This window comes from Nonomuraea basaltis, from assembly GCF_005893125.1.
GTDB classification, from domain to species: domain Bacteria; phylum Actinomycetota; class Actinomycetes; order Streptosporangiales; family Streptosporangiaceae; genus Nonomuraea; species Nonomuraea basaltis.
The window spans coordinates 1-17,241 of record NZ_VCJS01000254.1; the positions used below are offsets into that span (position 1 = coordinate 1).

Consider the following 17,241-nt stretch of genomic DNA (forward strand, 5'->3'; position numbering starts at 1 on the left):
GTCGAGGGGGCGGCGGGGTGGGCGCCCATCCAGAGTTCGGCCTGCGGCTGCCCGGTGGGCTCTGTTCCGAACAGCTCGGGCAGGGCGGTCACCGACCCCCAGTCGTAGGGGCGGATCGTGGTGGCCAGGCGCATGGGGACGGGCAGGTCGGGCTGTGGCACGGCGTGAGACTCCAATCGTGGGTGAATGGAGCCTAGAACGCGATGGCCTCTCGTGCGTAGCCGGGCCCTGCGAACCGCAGGCTCACATTGTCGTCGCGTTTTGTGGCATTTGGGCGGGAGTGGGGTTTTTACCCGGTCATGACCGCGTCTGGGGGATTCAGTAGGGCCCAGCTCCGGTCGTCGCCCCAGATCGAGTCCGCGTCCACGTACGGACTCAGCAGCGCGGTGAGCCCCGCGTCGCCGCGGCCATTCAGCTCGTCGGAGGCGATCTTGCGGGCCACTCCGGCCACGACGTCGGCCACCTGGACCCGCGCGTCCAGGTGGGACGCGGCGAGCCGCAGCCCGGCCAGCCCGGGCGTGAGCCGCCGCAGCTGGGCGACGCGCTCCTCGGTGAGCGTGGTCTGCCGGTCGTGGATCACGGAGACGGGCCGGCCGCCGCGGCCCCAGTGGGCGACGGCGTGCACGATGCCCGGGATGAGGGGGTCCAGCGACGGGAAGGACTGAGGGTCGGCCAGCAGCCGGGCGCGGAAGGCGGTCACACGCGGCCTGGCCGCCCACAGCAGCTCCATGATCTCGCCCGCCGGGCCGCCCGCCAGGCGCAGCTCGCCGACCAGGCGGAAGACGTCGTCGACGGTGACGGTGATGCCCTGGCCGTTCCTGGCGCGCAGCAGGTAGTTGAGCGCGTCGAGGAAGGCCGCCCACCGTCCGGCCCCGAACGCCCGCGGTCCCTCCCGGTAGAGGGCGACGGCCATGGCCCCGGTCTCGGGGTCCAGCCGCAGTCCCGGCACGGGGTCCGCGCCGGCCATCAGACCGGCCACCTTGCCGACGACCAGGAAGGCCTTGTCGGTCAGGTAGACGTGGACGTGGCCGAGCACGGGCCCCGCCGGGCCGAGCAGCCACCGCAATGCCGCCCGGTGCTTCTCACGCAGGATGTGGTTTGCCTTGTACTCGGTGACCGGGGACGGCGCCCTGGCCCGCAGCTCCCGCATGCACTCCTCGGCCGAGCCCAGATCCAGCTGCACGCTGGCGTGCGCGAACACGTCGGTGTTGCCGCCGACGAGCTTCTCGCCCTCGGCCCCCGACTCGTCGCACGCGATCTCGAGGAGGTCGCCCGATGCCTGGATCACTGCTGGTGAATCTAGCCAAGGCTCCGGCCCGCCGCGAGGCAATTTCCGGCGAGCCGGGCATGACGGCCTACAGCGGGGTTCGGGTGAACTGCTGGTTCTGCCCGCCGTTGCACGGATACTGCTTGAACTGCACGTCGTTGGCCTGCGACGACGACGGCAGGTCCGCGCATTTGCCCGAGTGCCTGGCCACCAGCCGCAGATGGCCGCCGCCCGCGTCCTGCAGCGACCACTGCTGGTTGGTGCCGTTGCCGCACGTGTACTGCTGCAGCGCGGCCCCGTCGGCGGTGTTGACGCCGTTGACGTCCAGGCACTTGCCGGAGTTGCGGGCGACGATCTGCACGTAGCCGCCGCTGATCGACTGGACGCGCCACTGCTGGTTGATCCCGCCGCCGCAGGTGTACTGGATGATCGGGGCCAGGTTGGCGGTGGAGCCGTTGCGCACGTCGGCGCACTTGCCCGAGTGCCGCACGGCCAGCCGGTCGTAGCCGGAGCCGTTCGCGGTGATGGTGCCGGCCGCGGCGTCGATCGTCAGCTCCCGCGCGTACGTCAGGCTCATCGTCGTGCCGCTCGGGAACTGCACCGGCAGCCACACGTACCGGGAGTCGTTGACCGGGCCGCCCCAGGCGCCGGCCCACCGGTCGCCCAGGTACAGGTACGACGTGCCCGACGTGCCCTGGACCGGCAGCACGAAGGCCGGCTGGGAGCCGTAGGTGAACCCGTCGCCGGCGTTCTGCCAGGCGCTCCACGTGCCGGTGATGCTGGTGGCGGTGGCGTACCTGGCCTGGTTGGGCTGCCAGCCGGTCGCGCCGGAGGTCAGCAGGAAGTAGACGCCGTTGCGCTTGAACATGGCCGGCGCCTCCCGGTGGTCGCCGTCCCACATCCGAGCCAGCGTGGCCACGTCGGTGTAGTCGGCGGTCAGCCGGTAGATGTGCAGGTCGTAGTTCTCGTCGGCGGCCGAGATCATGTAGCCGGCGCCGTCGGTGTCGACGAACGCGGTGATGTCGCGCGACATGTGCCCGAGCGGCCGGAAGCTGCGCAGGTAGGTGTAGTCGCCGTCGACCGTGCTGGAGACCGCGACGGCCGCCCGCGCCTCGCCGTAGTCGCGGCCGTTCTCCTTGTGCATCCACATGACGAACCGCCCGGTGCTCGCGTTGTAGATGACCTTCGGCCGCTCGATGTTGGCGACCTGCAGCTCGGAATGGCCGGCCTGGGTGAGCACGTGGTTGCGGAACTCCCAGTTCCGCAGGTCGGAGGAGCGGTAGGCGGAGACGTACCGGAAGGTGCCGTCGGCGTTGCGGTTCTCCCCGAACCAGTAGTAGTACGTGCCGACCTTCACCACCCCGCCTCCGTGGGCGTGCAGCAGGTTGCCGGAGGTGTCGGTGAACTGGGCGCCGACCGGCACGGTGACCGGCGCGGCCTGGGTCGCGCCGGTGGGTAAGATCGCCAGGGCCAGGCACAGCCCGGCCAGGAGGGTCAGAACGCGGGACATGGCGTACGGCTCCTCTCACGCTTCCAGGGCCAAAATCATCCAGGATTGATCCGGGGCCAGGCCGGCCAGTTCGCGGCCGCACTCGGCAAGCACCTGCGGGCCCGAGGTGATGTGCGCGGTGCCGGCGTGGACGTCCCTGAACAGCCGCTGGATCAGCCCGTCGCGCAGCGCCGAGGTGCCGCCCGAGGCGTAGACGAACCGGGCCACCTCGGCGAGCGTCGAGGTGACGTGGTTGAGCGCGAGGCGCACCATCGTCTCCTGCCGTACGTCGAGCAGCCGGCCCGAGTCCAGGGTGCGTTCGGTGTCGTCCCAGGTCTCGTGCACCAGGGCCTTCGCCGCGCGGAACTTCGCCTCGGCACGGGCGAAGTCGGCGTGGAAGGCGTCACTGCCGGCGATCTGCCCGGGCCGCCCGGCCCGCGCCCCGGCGTGGCGGATCAGCTCGTCGAGCAGTCGGCGGCCGACGCCGAGTGCCCACCCGGAGTGGGCGATCAGCGCCTGGTCGAGCACGCCGAGCCGGTAGATCGCGCCGCCGCGCAGCGGCTCGTTCTGCGTGAAGACGTGCGTCTGCGACTCCGGTACGAAGGCGCCGCTGATGGCGTAGTCGATGCTGCCTGTCGCGCGCAGGCCCAGGACGTCCCAGTTGCCGAGCATCTTGACGTCTTCGATCGGCGTGACGAAGATCCGGCCCTCGCCGGTGCCCTCGATGACGCCCAGGCTGTGGGCGTACTGGGAGTGCAGCATGCCCGAGGCGAAGCCCCACTGCCCGCTGAGGCGGAACCCGCCGTCCTCGCGTACGGCGGTGCCCGGCCGGGTGCCCTGGCCCGCGATGAGCGGCATCCGGGGGCCCTTGAAGATCCGTTCGACGGCGTCGTCGCCCAGGTAGGCGCCGGCCGTTCCGTTCGCCAGTGAGGTGGCCATGACCACCCAGCCCGTCGAGGGGTCGGCGTACGAGAGGGCCTCGAAGAGGTGGATCAGTTCTCTGGGGGACAGTTCGGCGCCGCCGAGCGGCGTGGGCACCCATGTGCCGAAAAGTCCTGCCTCATGCAGGGCGTCCAGGACGGGGGTGGTGAGCCTGCCCTGCGCCTCGGCGGTGGCCGCGTCGCGCTCGATCAGCGGGCGCAGCTCGCGGGCCCGGTCCAGCAGGGTCGTGCCGGCGGTGTGCAGTCGCGGCATATCGCTCATTTCCAGGTGCTCCTGTTCCTGATCGTCCGATGCCTTACTCCGTCAGACCACGGAAGTGACGAGTTGTCCAGAGCTCCTGTTGATTTACGGTGTTCTTGGTGCAAATGAAAGAGCAGGCTGCGCGAGTCGTCCGCCCTGACGGCCCTGTGAGGCCGGGCTCGGACTAGGACCGGGTCATCGGATCAGGCGTTTGCCGAGGCGCTGGGCCGGGGTCTCGATCAGGTGGTAGGTCATGAGGCTGAGCGGGATCAGGACGAGGAGGAACAGCGTCAGATCCGGGATCGCATGCAGCAGGATCGGGTGCAGCAGGTAGAGGGAGAAGCTGATCAGGCCGAGCTGCGTCAGCCAGCGCGGGAACTCCCGCCGGCGCAGCGCGTACGCCAGTGCGAAGACGCCGAACGCCAGCACGATCGCCGGAGCCCAGGCGGGATCGTCCTTGGCGGGGATCCCGCACCCCAGCACCCCGGCCACCGCGACCGCGGCCGTGCGCCAGGAGATCGTGCCCTGCTCGGCGCGGTACACCGCCGTTCCGGCGAACATCGTCGCCAGGATGATCACACCCTGCCAGGTGCCGCCCCGGCTGCCCAGGACCACCAGCGCCAGCCCGAGGAGGCCGCCCGCGGCCGCGGCCGCCGTACGGGCCCGGCCGCGCCCCAGCACGGTCACGGCGATGGCGGCGACGACCGCGAGGCCGAGCAGCGCGGCGGGCAGGTCGGCACGGCCGTTGATGGTCGCCCGCGGCAGCAGCAGGCCCAGCGGCACGGCCGCCAGCGCCAGGGCGATGGCGATCCCTGCCGATCTGTGCGCCTGCCGTACCGTGAACAGCGCGACGCTGATCAGGTAGAACGCCATCTCGTACGAGAGCGTCCACGTCACGCTGATGACGGCGGGCAGATTGAGCAGTTCCTGGAGCATCGTCAGGTTGCCCAGCACGACCAGCGGCAGGGGGCGTTCGCCGAGCCTCGGTTCGAGAGGGAGCAGGCCTGCTCCAGCGAGAAGGAGTGCCAGGCAGCAGGCGGCCAGCAGCATCGGGAGGAGGCGGAAGGCCCGGCCGGTCCAGAAGGCGCGCAGGTCACCGCGCCGTTCCAGGGAGGCGGGGATGATGTACCCGCTGACCAGGAAGAACACGAACACGCCCAGCGTGCCGAGATCGATCCGGCGGTCCACTTCCGCCCAGACGGCAGGGATGAAGGTCCAGCCGGCGTGGTGCATGGTGACGGCCAGCGCTGCCGGTCCCCGCAGGGCGTCCAGCCAGGCCAGCCTGGCGGGGGCCCTGAACATCTGTCGGATTCTAGGGCATAAGGGACTTGTGTGATCCCTGTTGCCGCCGCGCGCTAGGGGGTCGTCAGCGGTGGAACCGCGTTCCTCGCCCTCTCGAGGGCCTGGTCGGGCCACCACTGGCCGGCGGCCGGGGTGACGATGCCGTACGCCGGGTCCGCCGGTCCCGAGGTGCCCCGCGTGCACTGACCGTTGGAGAAGCCCGGACTGTTGAGCCACAGCAGCGCGTCGGCCAGCGGGCTCCCGGTGTCGGCGGTCGGCCTGGCCCCCGCACCCCTGCCGGGAGGATTGCACCATTCGTCCGGCACCGGGAACCGCCCGGCGGGCGGCTGCCACTCGCCCGTCCCGTTCCGGCTCGTGTCGACGATGAAGTGCGGCAGGCCGGGCGCGTCGTCCGGCACGGCGGCGAGAGCCGAGTCGGCGCACGAGGCCGTCCGCGCCGCCGCCCGCAGGTAGACGCACCTGGACAGCTTCGAGGCGTACGCGAGCGACCCCTCGGTCGGGCGGTAGCCGACCACGTTGACGTAGAAGCCGTCGGCGCGGACCGCCCCGGCGTTGACCAGCCGGTCGGCGACCTGCGTGAACGCGGGCCACCCCGCCAGCCCGCCGTCGAGGTAGACGGCGGTGCGGGCCAGGCGGGTGAGGGCCTCCACGGCGTAGGAGAGATCGCCGTAGCGCTGGGTGGCGGCGGCCTCGCCGCCCTGCGGGCACTCCGGGCTGCCGGGCATCCGCGCCAGGCCGCTGGGCTCCAGGGCGACGACCGCGGGCCGGCTCCCGATGCCCTCGGCCACCGCGTCGATCCACGCCCGGTAGCTCCCGGCGTCCGGGGCGCCGCCGTTCCAGCAGTCACGTCCCGGGATGTTGTTGGTGACGAACACCGGAACGGTTTGCTGCCGATCCGCCTGGGTGACCGCCTCGCGCACCGTTCGGGAGACGTCGGCGGGGGAGCCGCCGGCCAGCCACATGGCCTGGGGGACCTCCGACAGCGTCCGTATGAGGGCGGCGTCGGCCGTCCTGCCCTGCGCCGACCAGGTCCGCGCCTGCCGCGCCGCCTCGGTGTCCGGCTGCACGTAGAACCGCACGTCGCCGGCCGGGCTCCGGCGCAGAGGGTTCTCGCCGGGGAGCTTCCGCCACCGCGTGCCGGCGTCCTCCGCGACGGCGGGGATCACGGAGGGCCGCACGGGCGGGCCCGGGAGCAGAGGGTTCGCCTGGGAGATCAGGACGACGCCCGCCGTCACCAAGGCCAACGCGGCGCCGCCCCACGCCCAGCGCTTGGACGTGGCCCGGCGGCGGCGGCGCCTGCCCGGCCCGGTGGCGCCGCCCGGCTCCGGGGCGGTCGGCTGGACCGTGGGATAGACGCGCGGGAACTCGATCCCGGGCGCGTCCCGGCGAGGGTCCCCGGCCGGAGCCGGGACGAAGCGGCCAGGGTGCCCTGCCGGGGCCGGGGCCACGCGGCCAGGGTTCCCCGCCGGAGCCGGGACGAAGACGGGCGGAAGGCGTGTGGTCGTGCCGCTCGCGAGCGCGTCCGCGAGCTCCGCGGCCGTCGGGCGCGCCGCCGGGTCCTTGCTCAGCGCCCGCCGCACCAGCTCGCCGAGTACGCCGTCCAGCTCGGGGAGCACGGGGTCGTCGTGGATCACCCGGTAGAGCACGTCGTGACCCGTCCCCGAGCCGAACGGAGGCTGCCCACCGGCCGCGAAGACCATGACACCGCCCCAGGCGAAGACGTCGGAGGCAGGTGTCGCCGTCCCGCGTACCTGCTCCGGAGACATGTACGCCGGCGTGCCCATCCCCGTCACGGAGAGCGTGGTGGAGTCGGCCGCGAAGGCGAGGCCGAAGTCGATGACCTTCGGGCCCACGGGGGACAGCAGCACGTTCGACGGTTTGAGGTCCCGGTGGACGACGCCGCCCGCGTGGATCGCCCCCAGCGCGACCGCCATGCTCATGGCGAGTCCCTCGAGCTCCGAGCCCGACATCGGGCCCCACTCCTTGACCGCGCGGTACAGCGTCGGCCCCGGCACGTACTCGGTGACCACATAGGCCGTGTCGCCGTCCAGATCGGCCTCGAGCACGGCAGCCGTGGAGAAGCGGGCGACCCGCTGCATGGTCGCGACCTCGCGCCGGAACCGCCGGCGGAACTCCGGGTCACCGGCGAGGTGCCGGTGGATGACCTTGATCGCCACCAGTCTCCGGGAACGGCTCTCGGCGAGGTAGACGACTCCCATCCCGCCCGCGCCGAGCCGGCGGATGATGCGATGGCCGCCGACCCGCCGGGGGTCGTCGCCGGTTCTTCTCGTGTCCACCGCGTCGCCGTGCTTGGTGCCGTGTGCCATTGCCCGCCCATCTGGAAGGACACCGGGGTCCTCCTGAGACCTGAACGCAACAGGACTTTCTGCTCCGGACAGTCGACAGGAGGTACGGCTGCGGCGGCGCCGGGGTTCAGGTGCCGGTCATGATCGCTGCGGACACAGCCTGGGATGGCGGTCATCGCCGAAGGTAGGCGGCCCGAGCGCGGCCGGGGGCAGGGACCACAGCTCCCCCTCGATCGCAACACCGCCGGTCAGCGTGACCCCGAACGGTCCGCCGTCCACCTCACCCGCTGGTACGGCCACCGCGCACAGTTCGAGCAGGTTGACGAAGTTGGTGTAGACGCCGATCGGGTCGGCCGCCACCTCGGCGACGCGCGGGTGGCGCGGCGCGGTGGGCAGCAGCAGGGCGTCGAGCCCGGCCAGCCGCCCCATCGCGCGCGCCCGCAGCTCGGCCAGCCGGTCGAGGTCGCGGGCCATCCGGTGGGCGGGGATGTCGCGGGCGCCGGTGATGATGTCGCGCACGCTGGGGTCGCCCGCGGAGGCCGGGCAACTGTGGCCGCCTCCTACTACGCCGGCTTCGACGACGAACAGACCCCCTGACGGCCTGGCGCCGCGGCCGCTGCCCGCACAACGTCGCCGGACCCGGTGGAGCGCCTGTATTCGAACGCCATCCGCGGCAACATCCCGGTCACCCTGGTGATCGAGTAGAGGTCGGCTGCGGCTATGGGGTCAGCAGCGGAAGCGCCGTGAAACCGTGATCCTGCCAGAGGCGCCGGGAGTTCTCCTCGGGGTAGGCGGTGACCACCGGGTCCGCGTCGAAGACCTGGACCAGGCGCCGCTGGGTGTCGTACGGGGCCCAGCCCGGGTCGCCCGTGGCGGCGAAGGCGTTCCAGGCCGCGCGGAAGCGGTGCGACAACGCTTCGGCCTCGGACGAAGGCTCGGGACCGAGCAGCATCGGACCGAGGTGGGCGTCGAAGGTGCCGAACAACAGCGGCCCGTCCAGGCCATGGCAGGCGCCCATGACACCGCCGTTCGCCGGGGCGGGCCAGGTCAGCTCGTACACGTGCGCGCGGCCGCCGCGGGTCCACACCGGACAGGTCACCCACGGTCGGACGCAAGCCCAGCTCGGCGGCGATGGCGGCCGCGATGTCCCTGGCCAGTTCGTCGGAGAAGAACGTGCCCGGCATGCTCTGCGTGATGGCCCGCCGGAACAGGCCCGCCGCGCTCGGCATGGCCAGCAGCGCGGCGATGGATCCGGCGCCGGCCGATTCGCCGACGACCGTGACCTGATCGGGGTCGCCGCCGAACGCCGCGATGTTCTCCCGTACCCACTGCAGGGCCGCGACCTGATCGAGCAGGCCGCGGTTGGCCGGCGCCCCGTCGATCCGGGCGAACCCCTCGATGCCGAGCCGGTAGTTGATGGTGACCACGACGAGGTCGCCGTCGCGGGCGATCCGGCGGGCGTCGTAGCCGGGGCTGCCGGAGAAGCCGAGCTTGTAGGCCCCGCCGTGGATCCACACCATCACCGGACGCCGGGCGGCCGGATCAGGGTCGGGTGTCCAGACGTTGACCGTCAGCCAGTCGTCGCCCACCGGCAGCTCCGGCGCACCGGCCCTTCCAGCCATCCCCGCCGCCTGCGGGGACGGCGGGCCGAAGGAGAACGCCTCCCGCACCCCGTCCCACCCGCGCACCGGCCGCGGCGCCGCGAACCGCGCATCGCCCACCGGCGGCTCGGCGAACGGAATGCCGCGGAAGACGGCCAGACCGTCCTCCCGGCGGCCGCGCACCGCGCCGACGGCGGTACGTACCTCGGGCTCGGACGACCCTACGGGCCTGCTGGATTCAACTGCTGGGGCGGCCGACACCGGCTCGAACGACATACTTCAAGATAATGGACAAGTGTTAATAAAATAGCAAGTGTCAATCCATGAGCGGCAGAGCTCGGGGGTGGCCGGCTATCAAGGGCGGCGTTCATGTCGGCCCCGGTGACCGAGCACTTCGTCCTGCAGCCGGACCAACGCACGGACCGTGCGGGATCCGCCTTCACCAAGACCGGTGGAGGCTCCCCTTCGACCGGCGATGCCGCCCCGGATGGTTGCCGGAGCGGCATCGGCGTCACTGGCCGGGCGGTCAGTTCCCGGTGTAGCGGAAGATGTAGAGGCCGTGGTCACGGTCGCTGGCGGCGACGTACTCCTGACCGTTGTGCTCGAACACCTGCACACCCCAGAAGTTGTTGCCACCCTCGTCGATGAAGTGACCCACTTCCTGGATCTTGCCGTCCACGATCCGCGTCACCCGGAAGCCCGCGGCATAGTAGGAGAAGTAGGCGAGGTCGGCCTGCTTGGCGGACGTCGCGACCTCGTGCACCGACAGGTCGCCCTTGCCGGTCGCGTAGGCGGCGTCGTGCGCCTCGGGCACCGCGTAGGTGTCGAGCTCGGCCATCGTCTTCTGGTCGTACAGGTGCACGTAGCCCCAGCCGTCGAAGTACGACGAGAAGGTCAGCGTGTCGCCCGCCGTCCCCAGGGGCACCGGCAGCCGCTCCGGGCCGGAGCCGGCGAGGCAGGCGTCGTTGCTGTACGGCTGGTTGAAGATCGCGAAGCCCTGGCTGCGCGGCGCCACTCCGAAGGCCCGGATGTCACCCTCGACGCTCATGCCGAGCGAACCGTCGCAGCCGTCCGTTCCGGTGCGGTTGAAGATCAGGACGGCGTCGTAGCCGCCGGCCTTGATGACGTTGGCGACCTTCTCGGAGAAGGTGCACAGTCCACGCTCCACCACGGCGATGTCGACGACGCTCGGGTCTCCGGCGGGAACCGCGGGATCGTCGGGCGCGTTGCAGGCGCGTCCGGCGAACTTGCTCACGCCGGTCAGCGTCTGCCCGGGCTCGAGCTTCGTGGTGCCGTCGCCCTGGCCGGCGTTGATCACCGTGCCGTCCGTGACGTTGGAGGCCTTCAGCGCGTACGGCGAGAAGTCCTCGTCGGCGGCGAGGACGTACTTGTTGTCGAGGGTGAACTCGGCCTGGTGGCCGTTGCCCTCCGGCCGGACCGTCAGCCCGCTCTCGAGCGCCTCGGTGTCGGGGTCGGCGAAGGTGCTGTCGGCCAGCAGGGAGATGTTCAGCGGGTCGGTCACGTCGATCTGGACGTAGCCGCCGTCCCAGTACGACAGCAGCATGACCTGCTTGCCGCCGATCTCCTTCACCACCATGTCGTGCAGGAAGATCTCGTCGAGGCCCGGCTGGGTGATGCCGGGGAACTTCTCGTCGAGGTCGTACTCCGCGATGACCTTCGGCTTCTTCGGGTTGGTGATGTCGAGGATGTCGACATCGTGGCCTTCCTCGTTGTCCACGATGACGGCGTAGGCCTTGTTGCCGGCGTCCCAGGCGAAGACGCTGTGGATCTCGTTCGCGTCCTTCTTGCCGGCGCCCGCGACGGTCTCGTCGCCGAGGCCCACCGCGAGCGGCGTCGGATGGGCGGGGTCGGTGACGTCGTGGATGTTCAGCCCGCCGACTCCGGGGCTCTCCTTGCACTTCTCGTTGTTCGTGACGAGGATGTCGCCGTTGAAGGCAGGCGTGTCGATGTGCAGGGCCTGCACGCCTTCACCGGGTGCGCTGCCCTCCTTCGCGACGATGAACGCGACTTCCTTGGGCTGCGCGGGGTTCTTGATGTCGACGACGTGCACGCCGTTGTACTTGCACGTCGCGCCGCCCCAGGCGGCCAGGTACGCGTAGCCCTTGAAGACGCCGACGTCCGCGATCTTCTCCGGCTCGACGTTCTTCAGCGCGAGCTTGCTGACGAGGTCGACGTTGGCACTCGATGCGGGCAGATGGCCCGCGTCGCCGCCGTGCTGGTGGTGATTGTGCGTGATCTTCGCGTTGTCGATCGCGCCGTCGCTGCTCGTCGCACCGTCATGCGCTAACGCGGATGGTGCCAGTGATACCAGTGTTGCGCCCGCAGCGATGACTGCGGCTACCGCAAGGCGGTTGGCCTTGTGACCCATAGAGGATGTTCCTCCGTAGTGGTGGCAGAGGGTGGCTGTACGGGAACATAAGGCGAAGCACCAGGGGTCGGGAAGAGTCAGTCCTACATTTCGTAGGAGACTTACAGGTAAGCGCGAGAATTGTCCGCTTTAGTGGTGAAATGCGAACTTCTCAACATGAGAGCTGTAATCCCACCGCAATGACGATGAGACCAAAGAGCGGGGGACATGCCAGCGCGATCGCGGCTCCCACACTGAGCCTGCCCGGCACCTCTCCCGATTCGAGGCGGGCGATCCTCTGCTCCAGCAACTCCCGGGTCTCTCCGGCGGCGGCCAGGCCGCCGGGCGGGCCGGACCGGAGTTCGAGGCTGCGGAGCGCGCCGATCACCGGGGCAGGACCGTAGCGGTGCGCGGCGGCATCATCGGCCACCATCTCCACCAGCCGGGACAGCTCGCTCCGGGCGTGCCGGAGGGTCGCCGACCACGGCAGCGCCGCCTGCACCGCGTCGACCACCGCGAGCAGGAGGTGGTGCCTGCGCCGTAGGTGGGTGCGTTCGTGCTCCAGCACGGCGCTCAACTGGTAGGCGTCCAGCCGTTCCAGGGTGCCGGTGGTCATCACGATCGGCCGCGACCGTTGCGACAGGCAGTAGACGACGGGCGCGGGATGCTCGATCAGGCAGACGTCGCTCGGATCGTCCGGATACCTCGCGATCAGCCGCACCATGTCGTGGTGCCGCCGCCGCTCGGCGATCGTGCGGCGGGCTCGGGCCGCGCCGTGCAACAGCGCCCGCAACAGCGCTCCGCCGGACAGGACGGCGAGCGTCATCGTCGCCAGCTCTCCGCTGTGCGTGTGTCCCGGCAGGCAGGAACGAAGGTGCTCGACCCAGGAATGCACCGGCCCCGGCGGCCAGGCGAGCACGGAACCCGTCAGCGCCAGCAGCACGACGACCACTCCCGCGACGACACCGGCCCACACCGCCACCGCGACGCCGGGATGCCGGCGCAGCCACCTGGCGCGCGCGAGCACCGGGCCGGCGAGGTGCGCCATCAGGAACGCGGCGACGATCAGTCCTGCGATGTTTCCGGCCATGGCCCCTCACTCCGCGTCGGGGCGTTCGTGCTCCGGTCGGCCAGCGCGTCGAGGAGCCTCTGGGCGTCCTCGGAGTCGACGCTCTCGGCGAACCTGGCCAGGACGGGACCGCGATCAGGAAGATCCGACAGCGCGTCCAGCATCACGGCGACGACGTGCTCCTCGCGCGACCGCGCGGGCGCGTAGGCGATCGCCATGCCGGCCCGGCTGCGCATGACCAGGCCCTTGCGAGCGAGCCGATCGGCGACCGTCTGGACCGTCGTGTAGGCGAGGGGCCGTTCGCGCCCACGATTCACCTGCTCGAGAAGGTCACGGATCAGGAGCGGACGGCTCGCCGCCCACAGACATTCCATGACCGCCTGCTCCAGCGGCCCGAACTCCGCCATCCGGTGTCTCCACTTCTCCGGAGCGCCACCATCGGCGCGTGGCTACGACCTCAGAACGGTACCGAAATCCACCTCGACCCCTCAAAACGCTGCCTGCTCGGCGAGGGCATGGCATGCCCACGCCGAGGCGCGGACGATTCGGGATCAGTCCCCGGCGAGGGCCGTGAGGGAGCCACCCGCAGGGCCCCGGACAGCCGTGCCGATCAGTTCCTTCACCCGGCCGGTGGGCACCGGGACTCCCGGGGTCTCCAGGAACCAGCGGTAGGCCTCCTCCGGGCTCAGCCCCTCGGGCTTTTGCGCCGTGAAGTACGGCTGGACGTACATCGGGGTGCCGGGTTGGGTGCGCCAACTGTCGGCGAGGGTGCCGATGTCGACCGTGTCGTAGCCGAGGGTGTCCAGCAGTTGCGTGACCTGTGCTTTGGCGGTTCGGTCGTCGCCGGCGACAGGCAGGGCGCTGCGGTCGGGGGCGCCGGAGGGCCGGGCGAGGGTGAACAAGCGGTGGAAGTCGATGTTGTTGAACGCCTTGACCACGTGGGAGCCGGCCAGGTGCCGCTGTACCAGGGCGCTGGAGGTCAGTGTTCCTGTGTCCAGTTCGGCGATGTCACCGTCGCGGCCGGGGTAGTAGTTCATCGTGTCGATGACGGTCTTGCCGGCCAGGGCTGCCGCGGGGAGCCGGTCGTAGGCCTTCAGCGGGATGGTCGCCACCACCAGGTCACCTGCCTGTGCGGCTTCGGCGGGGCCGGCCGCCCGGGCGTGCTCGCCGAGTTCGGCGACGAGTTCGGAGAGGGTTTCGGGGCCGCGGGAGTTGCTCAGGACGACGTCCAGGCCGGCGGCGATGGCGAGGCGGGCCAGTGCGCTGCCGATCATGCCGCTGCCGATGAGTCCGAGGGTCTTGCTCACAGTGCGATGTCTCCGTTTCAGCAGGTGAAGGGTGGCGCGGGACGGCCGTTCCGTGGCATCGCCGCGTTTCTTCATGCATCTGAGTCTTAGGATCGATAATGGAACTCGGTGTCACATTAGTAACTGAGGTTCGATACTGCAAGTTGGGATCGAGTATGGGTAGGATCGCCGGGTGAACGGAGCAGCGCGTACGAGCACGAGAGACATCGCACGAGCCGCCGTCCGGGCTGAACTAGCCCAGGTGGCCTTCGACCTGTTCCTCCGCAAAGGCTTCGAGAAGGTCACCGTCAACGACCTGGCCGCGGCCGCCGGGGTGTCCCGCAGCACCTTCCTGCGCTACTTCGGCACCAAGGAGGAAGCGGTCCTGGGCGCCCTCGACGCACAGGGCGAACAGGTCGCCGGCGCTCTGCGCGCCCGCCCCGCCGGCGAGGACGACTGGACGGCGCTGCGGCGCGCACTGGACACCGTCATCGAGCCCTACCACCAGGACCCGGCCTACGCCCTCGCGATGACCCGCCTCGTCACAGAGACCCCCGCTTTGTGCACGCGGAGCCTCGAAAAGCAGAACGGTTGGCGCCCCGCCCTGACCGAGGCTCTCGCCGAGCGCGCCGGCTCCCCGCAACCCACGACCCTGGCCCTGTCTGTACGCGCCGCCGCCGCCCTGGACTGCCTGAACATCGCCATCGATCACTGGACCGCCTCCGACGGCCGGCTCGACCTCGTCGACCTCCTGGACGAGGCCTTCGCCGCACTCGCACCGCGATAACGCAGGTCCTGCAACCCGTCAGTCCTCGGCGTCGGGGATCGCCGAGGCCGCGTCGCCGTACTTCAGGGTCAGCCGGCGACGTCGACCTTCATGCCGGATTCCCTTCGTCCGCCGCGCGGAAACCGTGCAGGTCGTACGAGAGGGCGCCGGCCAGGAACCGCTGGCGTGCCTCGGCCTCCTTCGCCTCCCTGGACTGGGAGGCCGCCAGCACGTCGTCGATCCGATCGGCGGCGACGACGACCACGCCGTCGCCGTCCATCACCACGGCGTCTCCGGGGCGGATCACGGCACCGCCGACCACGGCGGGCCGGTTCAGCGCGCCGCGGTGCGCCTTGGCCGCGCCGCGTACCCGGATCCACCGGGTCCAGATCGGCAGGCCCAGCTCCCGCAGCGTGTCCGCGTCCCGTACCGAGCCGTTGACCAGCACGCCGGCCGCGCCCTGGGTCTTCAACTGGGTGACGAGCAGGTCGCCGATCAGCGCCACGGGCACCGGGTTGTCCATGGTGAGCACCACGATGTCGCCCGGCCGGGTATGCGCGGCGACCTCGTGAACGGCGCGGTTGTCCGCAGGACCGCACGCGGCGATCCGGGCGGGGCCCGCGACACTGCTCCCCGGGACCAGCCGGATGAAGTCCTCGTCGACCAGCCCCTCACGGCCGGACGCCTCGTACACCGTCGCCACGCCGAGACGGGCGAGCTCACCGAACCGGTCCTCGCTCCTGCCACCGCCTTCGGCGGTGCCATGAGCGACACGTCGGCTGCGTTCATCGGTTCGCTCGCTCACAGCGCACCCACCACGTTCGGGACCATCCGCTGGAACGCCTCGGCGTGGCGGATCGCCTTGTCGCCGGTGACCTTGCGGGTGTGGTTGGCCCGGTGCTCGGCCCGTTCTGTGTAGTACTGCCGCAGGTACGCCTGCGCGCTCATCGCCGCCATGGCCTTGGCCTTGGCCTCGAACACCGCGGTGATGTCGACGAACACCGTGGGGACGAAGCCGCAGAGGTCCGGCTGGTGCGGCTCGAAGACCAGGAACTCCGACGGCGGCGCGGTCCGGAATCCGGCCTCGACGACCGCGCCCGAGGTGAGCAGCCGCGCCTGGGACACCACCTGGTAGGCCACCGGGTGGTCCGGGTTGAACGGATCATTCGCCGGGTGGGTGAGGACGACGTGCGGGGCGAAGTCCCGCATCAGCTCGGCGAGCCGATCCACATCCGCGCCGTCGGCCCGCAGCGGGTAGTCGCCGAGGTCGAAGCACTCGTAGCTCGCCCCCACCGCCTCCGCCGCGGCGGAGGCCTCGTCGTGCCGGATCCGCTTGACGTTCTCGACGGTCTGGCCGGGGTCCTTCCACAGCTCTCCGGACTCACCGCGTTCGCCGTACGAGAGCGTCACCACCCGGGCCTCGCCGCCGGCCAGGGTGTGCTTGGCGATGGCGCCCGCGGCGCGCCAGACGAAGTCGGCGCTGTGCGCTCCGACGACCAGCATTCTCCGAACGGTCATGAATCGGTTGCCTTTCGTAGCGATATGTCGGCGTTCGATAGGGCAGGGCCGGCCGCGGCGGTCAGTCGTCCAGCAGCGAGGCGAGCCAGGCGCGGGAGGCTCCCATGACCCAGGCGGGCCGGCCGAGCTCCACCAGGTAGTCCGCCGCGTCCTCCACTTCGTGGACCCGCCGGGCCGCGTGGACCTTGCTGCCGTCGATCAGCCGGTCGATCAGCTGATCGACGTCACCCGAGAGTTCATCGACGATCTGGGCCCGCAACCACGCCTGCTCCCCGGCGGCGACGGCGGCGGTCTCGCACTCCAGCATCAGAGCGGCCAGGCCCTTCATGAAGACGCTGCGCAACAGCTTGCGGGAGGCCGCCGCACCCGCCCCTCCGGGAATGCTCTCCACGGGTACGGCCGCGGGCCGCACCAGCTCGGCGAACTTCCCGGCTCCGGTGCCACTGGCCATCAGCGGGGTGCGCGCGCCCCGCCGGGGCACCGGCGCCAGCACCGCGACGTCGGCGAACGCGACGCTCTCAGCGGCCGCCAGCTCCGCGAGCGTCCTCTTCAGAGCCGGTGATCCGGTGTTGAGGTCGGCGTAGACGGCGTGCTCCGGACAGTGGGGAAGGGCCTGCCGGGCGACCGGTTCGGCGGCGCGGGCGCCCACCAGGCTGATGACGAGGTCCGCCGTGGCCACCGCTTCCTCCGCGCTCGACAGCTGCTCCAGCTGTTCGTCGTCGAGCTGCACGTACGGGTCGAAGCCCCGGACGTGATAGCCGGCGCCGCGCAGGTCACGCGCGTAGATCCGCCCGGCCTCGCCCAGTCCCAGCATCGCGATCACAGTCATGCCGGCTCCTGTAACATCCTGTTGATGAAACCGTAGCCAGAATTGTTAACAGTCTTGTTGCCAAAGTCAACCCACGATTTCGGGCGGAACACGCGCCCGCAACGGCCACCGGCTCCGTCCTCAGCGGAGGCCGAGGGCGGAGCCGGTGGGCGGCCGGGGCGCCGGCGCTGGTTGTTTCAGAAAGGAATCAGCCCATGCCGCACCAGGCGGCATGGGCTGGGGACGTGATCCGGTGGGGTCAGGAGGTCGTCGTGGGGG

16 protein-coding genes are annotated in these 17,241 nt (G+C 70.8%); 1 reads left to right on the plus strand and 15 read right to left on the minus strand.

The window, feature by feature from the left end; genetic code table 11:
• From EJK15_RS58440 to EJK15_RS58495, 12 genes are all read right to left on the minus strand, one after another.
• A partial coding sequence (locus EJK15_RS58440) for a type I phosphomannose isomerase catalytic subunit (protein WP_338089956.1) occupies positions 1 to 134 on the minus strand: 134 nt, incomplete at its 3' end.
• A gap of 155 nt (positions 135 to 289) precedes the next feature.
• Positions 290 to 1,288 (minus strand): hypothetical protein, encoded by a 999-nt coding sequence (locus EJK15_RS58445; protein WP_138719050.1) that lies wholly within the window; start codon positions 1,286 to 1,288, stop codon positions 290 to 292.
• A gap of 67 nt (positions 1,289 to 1,355) precedes the next feature.
• Positions 1,356 to 2,777 (minus strand): RICIN domain-containing protein, encoded by a 1,422-nt coding sequence (locus EJK15_RS58450; protein WP_138719051.1) that lies wholly within the window; start codon positions 2,775 to 2,777, stop codon positions 1,356 to 1,358.
• Between the two features lie 15 nt (positions 2,778 to 2,792).
• Complete coding sequence (locus EJK15_RS58455; RefSeq protein ID WP_138719052.1) at positions 2,793 to 3,959, minus strand: acyl-CoA dehydrogenase family protein; 1,167 nt, start codon at positions 3,957 to 3,959, stop codon at positions 2,793 to 2,795.
• Between the two features lie 174 nt (positions 3,960 to 4,133).
• The gene (locus EJK15_RS58460; protein ID WP_138719053.1) at positions 4,134 to 5,240 is read right to left on the minus strand and encodes an acyltransferase family protein; all 1,107 of its coding nucleotides are present in this window, start codon (positions 5,238 to 5,240) and stop codon (positions 4,134 to 4,136) included.
• Positions 5,241 to 5,293: 53 nt separating this feature from the next.
• Positions 5,294 to 7,567, minus strand: coding sequence for a glycoside hydrolase family 6 protein (locus EJK15_RS58465; RefSeq protein WP_138719054.1), 2,274 nt, complete (start codon positions 7,565 to 7,567; stop codon positions 5,294 to 5,296).
• 117 nt (positions 7,568 to 7,684) lie between these two features.
• On the minus strand, positions 7,685 to 8,065 hold the full coding sequence (locus tag EJK15_RS73680) for a hypothetical protein (RefSeq protein ID WP_206061864.1): 381 nt from the start codon (positions 8,063 to 8,065) through the stop codon (positions 7,685 to 7,687).
• A 44-nt stretch (positions 8,066 to 8,109) separates the two neighbouring features.
• Positions 8,110 to 9,423: a carboxylesterase family protein gene (locus EJK15_RS58475; RefSeq protein ID WP_240777888.1), complete on the minus strand. Its 1,314-nt coding sequence runs from the start codon at positions 9,421 to 9,423 to the stop codon at positions 8,110 to 8,112.
• 250 nt (positions 9,424 to 9,673) lie between these two features.
• A complete protein-coding gene (locus EJK15_RS58480; RefSeq protein WP_138719055.1) occupies positions 9,674 to 11,536 on the minus strand; it encodes a PA domain-containing protein in 1,863 nt (620 codons plus the stop codon).
• A gap of 151 nt (positions 11,537 to 11,687) precedes the next feature.
• Positions 11,688 to 12,605 (minus strand): M48 family metalloprotease, encoded by a 918-nt coding sequence (locus tag EJK15_RS58485; RefSeq protein WP_138719056.1) that lies wholly within the window; start codon positions 12,603 to 12,605, stop codon positions 11,688 to 11,690.
• Complete coding sequence (locus tag EJK15_RS58490) at positions 12,581 to 12,991, minus strand: BlaI/MecI/CopY family transcriptional regulator (protein WP_138719057.1); 411 nt, start codon at positions 12,989 to 12,991, stop codon at positions 12,581 to 12,583. The genes EJK15_RS58485 and EJK15_RS58490 overlap by 25 nt, the downstream gene beginning before the upstream one ends.
• 144 nt (positions 12,992 to 13,135) lie before the next feature.
• A complete protein-coding gene (locus EJK15_RS58495) occupies positions 13,136 to 13,891 on the minus strand; it encodes an NADPH-dependent F420 reductase (protein WP_138719058.1) in 756 nt (251 codons plus the stop codon).
• 172 nt (positions 13,892 to 14,063) lie between these two features.
• Between EJK15_RS58495 and EJK15_RS58500 the strand changes: the two genes are divergently transcribed.
• Positions 14,064 to 14,657 (plus strand): TetR/AcrR family transcriptional regulator, encoded by a 594-nt coding sequence (locus EJK15_RS58500; RefSeq protein ID WP_206061868.1) that lies wholly within the window; start codon positions 14,064 to 14,066, stop codon positions 14,655 to 14,657.
• A gap of 88 nt (positions 14,658 to 14,745) precedes the next feature.
• On the opposite strand, the gene EJK15_RS58505 is transcribed toward EJK15_RS58500, so the two are convergent.
• From EJK15_RS58505 to EJK15_RS58515, 3 genes are all read right to left on the minus strand, one after another.
• Positions 14,746 to 15,441, minus strand: coding sequence for an RraA family protein (locus tag EJK15_RS58505; protein ID WP_138719059.1), 696 nt, complete (start codon positions 15,439 to 15,441; stop codon positions 14,746 to 14,748).
• Positions 15,438 to 16,154 (minus strand): PIG-L deacetylase family protein, encoded by a 717-nt coding sequence (locus tag EJK15_RS58510; RefSeq protein WP_206061870.1) that lies wholly within the window; start codon positions 16,152 to 16,154, stop codon positions 15,438 to 15,440. Before EJK15_RS58510 ends, EJK15_RS58505 begins: the two co-directional genes overlap by 4 nt.
• Before the next feature lie 61 nt (positions 16,155 to 16,215).
• A complete protein-coding gene (locus EJK15_RS58515) occupies positions 16,216 to 16,983 on the minus strand; it encodes an NAD(P)-dependent oxidoreductase (protein ID WP_138719060.1) in 768 nt (255 codons plus the stop codon).
• Positions 16,984 to 17,241 lie beyond the last annotated feature (258 nt).